Source organism: Acidiplasma cupricumulans, assembly GCF_001402935.1.
In the GTDB taxonomy this organism is placed as follows: Archaea; Thermoplasmatota; Thermoplasmata; order Thermoplasmatales; family Thermoplasmataceae; genus Acidiplasma; species Acidiplasma aeolicum.
Genome location: NZ_LKBH01000306.1, coordinates 1 through 7,514 on the forward strand (window position 1 = coordinate 1; position 7,514 = coordinate 7,514).

A 7,514-nucleotide genomic window follows, 5' to 3' on the forward strand; every position below is an offset into this window, starting at 1 on the left:
ATAATATAAATGCTTACATATAAATATACATAAGCAATTCGTAAAAACATGATTGGATTATATAAAAAAAACATCAACATTGTAACATTTAATTTCAATAAAATATTACCAGTTTTTTCATATTCAGTGGCAACATTCTTTTTAATGGACTTTGCATTTTTTATAGATAATATTGTTGATCTCTTGCATTTTACATATCTTGAGGCATTTATTTTACTTGGCATACCCTTTATTGGAAGAATGTTTACACCATTTATCTATGCACCACTAGCCCGCATGGGTGTGCCGAGGCTGGCCCTTTTCTCAATAAGTGTGATGTCCATAATATCCTTTTTAATTTCATATGAAAAAACCTTTCCGGAGATGTTCATAAGCAGGTTTTTAATAGGAATATTTTATGGAACTGCGACATCTGCAGCAATAGAGGTTTCATCCATTACAAAAAACAGAATAATCATAGGATTAACCATGGGTGGATGGGCCATAGGATGGCTTATCGCTGCCGTATTCTTTATGTTTTTGAAATCATGGTCTCTGGTTTCCCTAATAGGAATTGTCTTTGTACCCGCCATAATATTTTCTAAAAAACATAATGTTATATCCCCACTTGTTAAGAAGTTTCAGTTTGATTTTTCATTTAAAATCTTTATTTTATTCATTCTTGGCTTCACTCCAGCATATATACTTGAAGTTGTTCCATCATTTCTTGGTTCGGCATCCCTATATGAGTCAATAATTGCATATTCTTTTGCAGTTCCTGCATATATAATACTTCCATATTTAATTAACAGGATATCAATATATAAGATATTTTATGCCTCAGTTGTTATAGTATCATTAAGTGGAATTATCTTCTTCCTTACAGACGATATTGTACTTGCTGTAATATTTACTGTCTTTGGCCTTGGTATGATATCACTGCTTCCCATAATAAGCCGGAACCTGAATGTTGAGCCTAAAAAAATAGGTCCAAGCATGAATTTTGCGGCCGTAAGTGGCTTTCTGCTTCCTGTCATACTTCCAATCGGAATTGAATACATTAATATTATAGCAACAGTAATCTTATTTGGTATTGCAACAATAATTTTTACAAAATTTGAAACGGGTTCTAAATTCTGGAAAAACATAATATTATCAAAAAATATTATAAAACATTAAATTTATTACTTTATGTTATTTAGATCATCAAGATTATCTATATCGTATATGTCCTTCTGTGGTCTTTTTGGTTTTTTTATTACACCTACTATTAATATTATAAAACCGGCTAAACCTGTTATAAGGCCTATTATAACCATAACCCCATACCCCTCTATGGCAGATACCGGTGCATATTCATACTTTAAAGAAGGCTTTGTGGAATTGAACATAACATAGGTGTATGTGCCTGCAGGCATATTACCAAAAACCTTGTCCGATCCAACCGCCTCATAATACTTTGATCCATATTCATATTTCACTAGATTGGTTGAATTGACCTGGCTCAGATTTTTTGAATTAATAAGACCTGCATTTGATGGGCCCCCCTCAATTAATATTTCATAGCCACTTTTTAATGTCATATTTTCTGTAATATATTCTCCTTTTTTATAAAGACTAACTTCAGTGTGTGTATATTTTTGAACATTTAAGCCTGATTCATATGATCCAACAATGAATAGGGCCGCACCTATAACAAGAATAATTAGCCCTATAGACACTATCTTTTTATTCATAAATTCAATATGATAAAGATTTTATTTAAATTTTCCCACATCTAATTAGCAAAGCCATAATGCAATCAATTCTGATAACTATTAATCTAATCTCACCATCTTACGTTTTAATCCTATAAATTTTATTTCAAAGGCTATGGTTAAAATTATTTACCTGTATGGATTAACTAATTATGAAAAATGATATAGATAATTACATAAAAAGCATTCTGGAAACGGCACCATCCGAAGAAATGTATATAGAGGCGGTGCGTGATGTATTTAAGGATTTAATCAAGGAATATATTAGAAAAAAAATAAATGAAGATGAAGATTTAAAAAGGCAGATCGAGGATGTTCTGGAAGAATTCATGGAGGCCAGAATTAAACAATACGATTCAATGGCAAAAATGGCAAAAATAACAGCAAAAATAGGCATTTTAAGTGCTCCCAAAAATATTAAGGACGAGGCCATCAACGATTTCCTTAATACGTTTAAAAATGAAATAGATGAGATAATCAAAAGGACATTGTAAAATAATTATGGTATTTATTATATCTATGAAAATAGAGAACTAATCTTCCGATTTAAAGTCCTTTACTATTGTTGTATTTGAATTAAGGTCAAAAAGTGTCATTATTGCAGGATTTGGTGAAAAATTCATCATCTTCTGATATTCTGTTTGGGACTGCCATGTGGACGCATTTATATATCTTACACCACGGTAATTGCCCTGTGAATATGAATGGATATGACCCGTTATAAAAATATCGGGTACCTCATCTATTACATGGTAGTCCCTTTCAGATGGAATTATTGGTGTTTTTCCACCATAACGCGGTGCCAGATGCCTTCTTTTTAGGAGTTCTTCCAGAGCAGATCCCACGCTTGCATAGCTTGCCCCTGGCACAAGTTCTATCATATCATTTAAAGACATTCCATGGTATACAAGCACGTTTTTTCCCTCGAGCCTTAAATTATATGGATTTGGAAGCATAACAGTATTACTCTTAAAAAAACTGCTTATTTTCTTTGAAAAAATCGGCTGTGGCTCGGCAAGCCTCACAACATCGTGATTTCCAGGCATGATAAACACATTTACATCCTCAGGCACTTCGTCTATATATTCTGCCAGTTTTTCATACTGTTCAAGAGGATTAAGAACGTCAAGATCATTTTCCTGGCCAGGATAAACACCTATGCCATCAACAACATCACCGCTAAGTATAAGGTACTTTAACGATTCCGCCTCATCCATGGATTTTTTTATCCATGCGATCATTTTTTTAAAATCATTTTCCCTGAATGTTTTGCTCCCAACATGTATATCAGAAATGGATGCCACATACACAGGGGGTTTTTTCTGTTCATCAATCATTTTGTACGGTATGTCAGGCCTTATAATTTCATCTGCAAATAATACAGTTTCCCTTCCGGAATTTGAAACAGATCCAATTACCCCTATTACCTCATCCTCTATTATTAACTCATTATTTAATCCCTTATTTTTCAGCAGGAATACGTTTATATTATCATCAAGATCCTCAAGCAATAGTTTCTTATGGCCATTTTTGGTGGTGCTTACCTCGCTTACCATTCCAACAATCTTTACCTTGCCATATGTCTTTTTTGCAGTGCTGATTTTGTATGTACCACGCATTTCACTTGATTGTATTATCATTTTTCTAATTCTCTCATAGCGATCAACAAACATTTTTCTAAAATCCTCAACCGAACTGTGTGATTTAATATCTGGAATATAAACTTCGAAATCCATTTTTTCCCTTTTTGGTGTGCTTATTAGTTTAAGGACATCATTTTCAGTAAGATACCCGCTCTGAATAACCTCATCACTGATCATGCTTGGTATAAGATCGCCCATGCTTCTTTCAAGTATAATGTCCATTGCCTCCTTTGTTACCAGAATTCCGTGCTTTTGAAAATATTCAAGTATCCTGGTCTTGTCATTAAATAATTCCATTAATGGATTAATACATACTTACTTAAATGTTAATCGGTTATAATTCATAAATTCAAATTTAATATATATTATCAGGTTTTTTAAATATAAATTTGACTGTTAATCAATAATCTTATATACTGTTTAAATCTTACTTCACAATGTTTAGCCAAAAATTCTCAGAAATTAAAGAAGGATATACATTTGATGATGTATTATTAAAGCCCATTAAATCGCCAATAGAACCAAGGGAGGCGGACATTTCAACAAAACTATCACGGCATATACGTTTGGGTGTCCCAATTGTAAGCTCACCAATGGATACTGTTACAGAGGATCAGATGGCAATAGCCATGGCAAGGTATGGTGCTGTTGGTGTTATACACAGAAATATGTCAACAAACGAGCAAATTGAGATGGTTAAAAAGGTGAAAAAGGAGGAAACACTAATTATAAGAAACGTTATATCTGTTGATCCTGAAACGCCAGTAAACGTTGCAAGGACCATAATGATTACCAAAAATATTGCCGGCCTACCTGTGGTTTCTGGTGGGAAGCTTGTTGGTATTTTAACAAAAAGGGATCTTGAATTTTCGGATTCCTCAGGTAAAATAAGGGACATAATGACAAAAAATGTGATAACTGCAGATGAAAACGTATCAATAGAGGATGCAAAGTACATACTTTATAAAAACAGGATAGAAAAACTTCCGCTTGTTGATAAGGCTGGTAAATTAAAGGGACTTATCACGGCAAAGGATATTAAAACGAGGGAAAAATATCCCAATGCATCAAGGGATACAAACGGGCAGCTGATGGTTGGTGCGGCCATAGGCGCCTATGATATTGATCGCGCAATTAATCTGGAAAAGGCAGGGGCGGATTTTGTTGTTATTGACACTGCACATGCACATAACTGCAATGTAATATCATCATTAAAAAAAATTAGAAAGGAATTATCAATAGATATAATTGCTGGAAATATAGCCACTGCAGAGGCTGCTGAGGACCTTATATCTGCAGGCGTTGATGGTCTAAGGGTTGGCATTGGCCCCGGTTCAATATGCACAACCAGAATAGTGGCAGGTGTTGGTGTCCCACAGCTAACAGCCATTTCCAGTGTTGCTGATGTTGCTGTAAAGCATGACATTCCTGTTATAGCCGATGGCGGAATAAGGTACTCTGGTGACATGGTTAAGGCCCTTGCTGCAGGTGCATCCACTGTTATGCTTGGATCACTTTTGGCAGGTACAGAGGAAAGCCCCGGAGTTGAAATGATAATAAACGGAAGAAAATACAAATCATACAGGGGCATGGGATCAATAGGTGCAATTAAGGCCGGGAAATCGGATAGGTATGGTAAGCTTGGAAACAATGAATTTATAGCGGAGGGTGTTGAGGGATCAGTCCCGTACAGGGGACATGTGTCAGAAAATCTCTTCCAGTTCGTTGGGGGCATAAAAACTGGCATGGGTTATATTGGTGCACATAACCTTGATGAATTAAGGAAAAATTCTGTGTTTATCAGGATAACAAATAATGGTCTAAAGGAAAGCCATCCCCACGATATAAGAATAGTTTCGGAGCCGCCAAACTATCAGAATTTCAATTACTAGGCCTGAAATAAAGCGAATTGGCCATGGAAATTGGCCACTATTTACTCAAAATATTTATAAAATAATTTCTTATTTATAATCATGGATGAATCAGATATAACAAAGGCACTGTCCAGTAGGGAAATGACAAAGGAGGAAATAATAGAATTCTTTCTTGGCACACCAGATATGGTGGGTGGCACCAATGCAGATTATATCCGTATAGGATCACAGATTCTGCTGGAAAATAAAATAGAATTTATGATCAATAAACTTGTTACGTCAGGTAAAATAGGTACAAAAAAGAAATCAAACGGCATTATAGAGAACATTTATTATTTTGTAAAATAATCTTATTATGTTAATATATGAAATAAATATTCTGATTCATGAATGAAACATATATAGGAATACATGGTTATTCAACGCACACTCCTAAAATCAACGGTATAATAAAATTCAATCCTGAAAGTTTTATTGTAAATGAAATACCTGCTGATATTCAGAAAGATATAAATGGGAAATATACAATTTTAAAGGTAAAATTAAGGAACTGGGATACAAATAAATTTGTAATATTTCTCTCAAAATTACTGCATATAAGTAAAAAAAGGATAACTTACGGTGGAACAAAGGATAAAACTGCTATAACAACCCAGTATTTCTGTATTAATATTGAGAATAAAAACACTATTGATTATTTTAATTTAAATATTAAGGATGCCGAGGTGATGGAAGTATTTAGGTCAAATCATATGATAAGGCTTGGAGACCTGATCGGAAATGAGTTTATTGTAGAAATCAAATCAGATTACGATAATAATGAAAATATAAACAGTACAGTGAAGGAAATCTTTGAAAATGGTGGATTTCCAAATTTCTTTGGGTATCAAAGGTTTGGTTCATTTAGAATGAACACACACAGAATAGGCAGGCTGATCCTGCAGGGCAGGTATGAGGACGCTGTAAAGCTTTACCTTTACGATCCTGAGTTTGATAAGGAATATTATAGAATAGACTTTTTTCAGAGCCAAAATGTTGATGAGGCATTAAAAAATTTTCCAAAATATCTTTCATTTGAAAGATCCATTCTTGGTTATATTAAAGAGCATAAAACATATGCAGGTGCATTTAATGTGCTGCCAAAAAATCTTGCAATGCTCTTTATACATTCATATCAATCATTTTTATACAACAGGATTTTATCGGAGAGAATGAAAATCATAGAAAAGTTAAATGAGATTATTGACGGGGATTATTTTATGCCTGTTGATAAATATTTTAATCCTGATAAAAATAATATAATGAGGGCCGATAAATACAATCAGGAAAAGTTAAATCTTCTTTCAAAGGAAAATAAAATAAGGGCTGCAATTCCTGTAATAGGTTATAACACAAAATTATCATCCGGTATTGAGGGTGAAATAGAAAAAAAGATAATGTGCTCAGAGAATATCTCATTTAATGATTTTAAAATAAAGGATTATCCTGAGTTAAGCTCATCAGGAGATCTCAGAATAGCATCGGCACTCCCTGTAAATTTCTCAATAATAGGAAAAAATAAACTGCAATTTTCCCTTGGCAGGGGGATATATGCAACCTCACTGTTAAGGGAAATATTAAAAAATGAGGATTTTTAGATAAGGCCAACCTTCTGCAATTCTTTTTTGACCTTTATAACAGCCTGTTCTATCTCACTCTCCTCCTTGGCCCCGGTGCATACAACCTTTCCGGATCCGAAAAGGAGCAGAACAACCTTTGGTTCCTCAACACGGTATACAAGCCCCGGAAACTGTTCAGGCTCATATTCGACATTTTCAAGGCCAAGAGACATTGCTATATCTGTAAGGTTTAGATCAGATTCAAGATCATAAACAGCAACAATATTATGAACTATAATATCAGGGTTATCATAAACCTCTATACTGGCCTTTTTTAATTTTTCAATTATTATGTCTATTGTTTTTTTAACATTTTCCAAATTTTTTGCACCGGTGCAGTTTACCTTTCCGCTTCTAAAAATAAGCACCGCTGTCTTTGGTTCCTTAAGCCTATAAATCAAACCAGGAAACTGTTCCGGCTCGTATTCCGATCCCTCCAAGGCAAGGGCAATTTTGCTAAGGTCAAGGTGTTCAGCAAGTGATGTTGATGCAACTATATTTTCAATTGTAATTTTCTCCATTTCACTCATATTTATCCATTCTTTATATTTAAAGGATATATAAAGGTTTTAATTTTTTAATGTAAAATTTTATAAAATATGA

Annotated in this window: 8 protein-coding genes; 5 read left to right on the top strand and 3 right to left on the bottom strand. The window is 33.9% G+C overall.

Annotated features, from left to right (window positions below; all coding sequences use genetic code 11):
* The first annotated feature begins 48 nt into the window (after positions 1–48).
* Positions 49–1,158, top strand: coding sequence for an MFS transporter (locus AOG55_RS08725; protein WP_048101997.1), 1,110 nt, complete (start codon positions 49–51; stop codon positions 1,156–1,158).
* Between the two features lie 5 nt (positions 1,159–1,163).
* Here the strand turns inward: AOG55_RS08725 and AOG55_RS08730 are convergent, their stop codons facing one another.
* Entirely contained in the window at positions 1,164–1,715 is a 552-nt protein-coding gene (locus AOG55_RS08730; protein ID WP_048101996.1) for a hypothetical protein, read from the bottom strand.
* Between the two features lie 173 nt (positions 1,716–1,888).
* Here AOG55_RS08730 and AOG55_RS08735 point away from each other — a divergent pair, with 173 nt between their 5' ends.
* Positions 1,889–2,230 carry a hypothetical protein gene (locus AOG55_RS08735; protein ID WP_048101995.1) on the top strand — a complete coding sequence of 114 codons (342 nt, stop codon included), beginning with the start codon at positions 1,889–1,891 and terminating at the stop codon, positions 2,228–2,230.
* A gap of 39 nt (positions 2,231–2,269) precedes the next feature.
* Here AOG55_RS08735 and AOG55_RS08740 read toward each other — a convergent pair whose 3' ends face one another.
* Entirely contained in the window at positions 2,270–3,676 is a 1,407-nt protein-coding gene (locus tag AOG55_RS08740) for a DNA-directed DNA polymerase II small subunit (RefSeq protein ID WP_055041179.1), read from the bottom strand.
* A 140-nt stretch (positions 3,677–3,816) separates the two neighbouring features.
* Here AOG55_RS08740 and guaB point away from each other — a divergent pair, with 140 nt between their 5' ends.
* From guaB to truD, 3 genes are all read left to right on the top strand, one after another.
* The gene (gene guaB / locus AOG55_RS08745; RefSeq protein WP_055041180.1) at positions 3,817–5,271 is read left to right on the top strand and encodes an IMP dehydrogenase; all 1,455 of its coding nucleotides are present in this window, start codon (positions 3,817–3,819) and stop codon (positions 5,269–5,271) included.
* 81 nt (positions 5,272–5,352) lie between these two features.
* Positions 5,353–5,601 (top strand): hypothetical protein, encoded by a 249-nt coding sequence (locus tag AOG55_RS08750; protein WP_055032596.1) that lies wholly within the window; start codon positions 5,353–5,355, stop codon positions 5,599–5,601.
* 38 nt (positions 5,602–5,639) lie between these two features.
* Positions 5,640–6,890, top strand: coding sequence for a tRNA pseudouridine(13) synthase TruD (gene truD, locus AOG55_RS08755; protein WP_055032595.1), 1,251 nt, complete (start codon positions 5,640–5,642; stop codon positions 6,888–6,890).
* Here truD and AOG55_RS08760 read toward each other — a convergent pair.
* Positions 6,887–7,441: a TATA-box-binding protein gene (locus tag AOG55_RS08760; protein WP_055041181.1), complete on the bottom strand. Its 555-nt coding sequence runs from the start codon at positions 7,439–7,441 to the stop codon at positions 6,887–6,889. The two genes, truD and AOG55_RS08760, sit on opposite strands and share 4 nt — an antisense overlap.
* Between the last annotated feature and the right edge of the window lie 73 nt (positions 7,442–7,514).

Coding starts and splice junctions, on each gene's coding strand:
- AOG55_RS08725 (WP_048101997.1), top strand. CDS start 49: ATGATTGGATTATATAAAAAAAACATCAACATTGTAACATTTAATTTC.
- AOG55_RS08730 (WP_048101996.1), bottom strand. CDS start 1,715: ATGAATAAAAAGATAGTGTCTATAGGGCTAATTATTCTTGTTATAGGT.
- AOG55_RS08735 (WP_048101995.1), top strand. CDS start 1,889: ATGAAAAATGATATAGATAATTACATAAAAAGCATTCTGGAAACGGCA.
- AOG55_RS08740 (WP_055041179.1), bottom strand. CDS start 3,676: ATGGAATTATTTAATGACAAGACCAGGATACTTGAATATTTTCAAAAG.
- guaB (WP_055041180.1), top strand. CDS start 3,817: ATGTTTAGCCAAAAATTCTCAGAAATTAAAGAAGGATATACATTTGAT.
- AOG55_RS08750 (WP_055032596.1), top strand. CDS start 5,353: ATGGATGAATCAGATATAACAAAGGCACTGTCCAGTAGGGAAATGACA.
- truD (WP_055032595.1), top strand. CDS start 5,640: ATGAATGAAACATATATAGGAATACATGGTTATTCAACGCACACTCCT.
- AOG55_RS08760 (WP_055041181.1), bottom strand. CDS start 7,441: ATGAGTGAAATGGAGAAAATTACAATTGAAAATATAGTTGCATCAACA.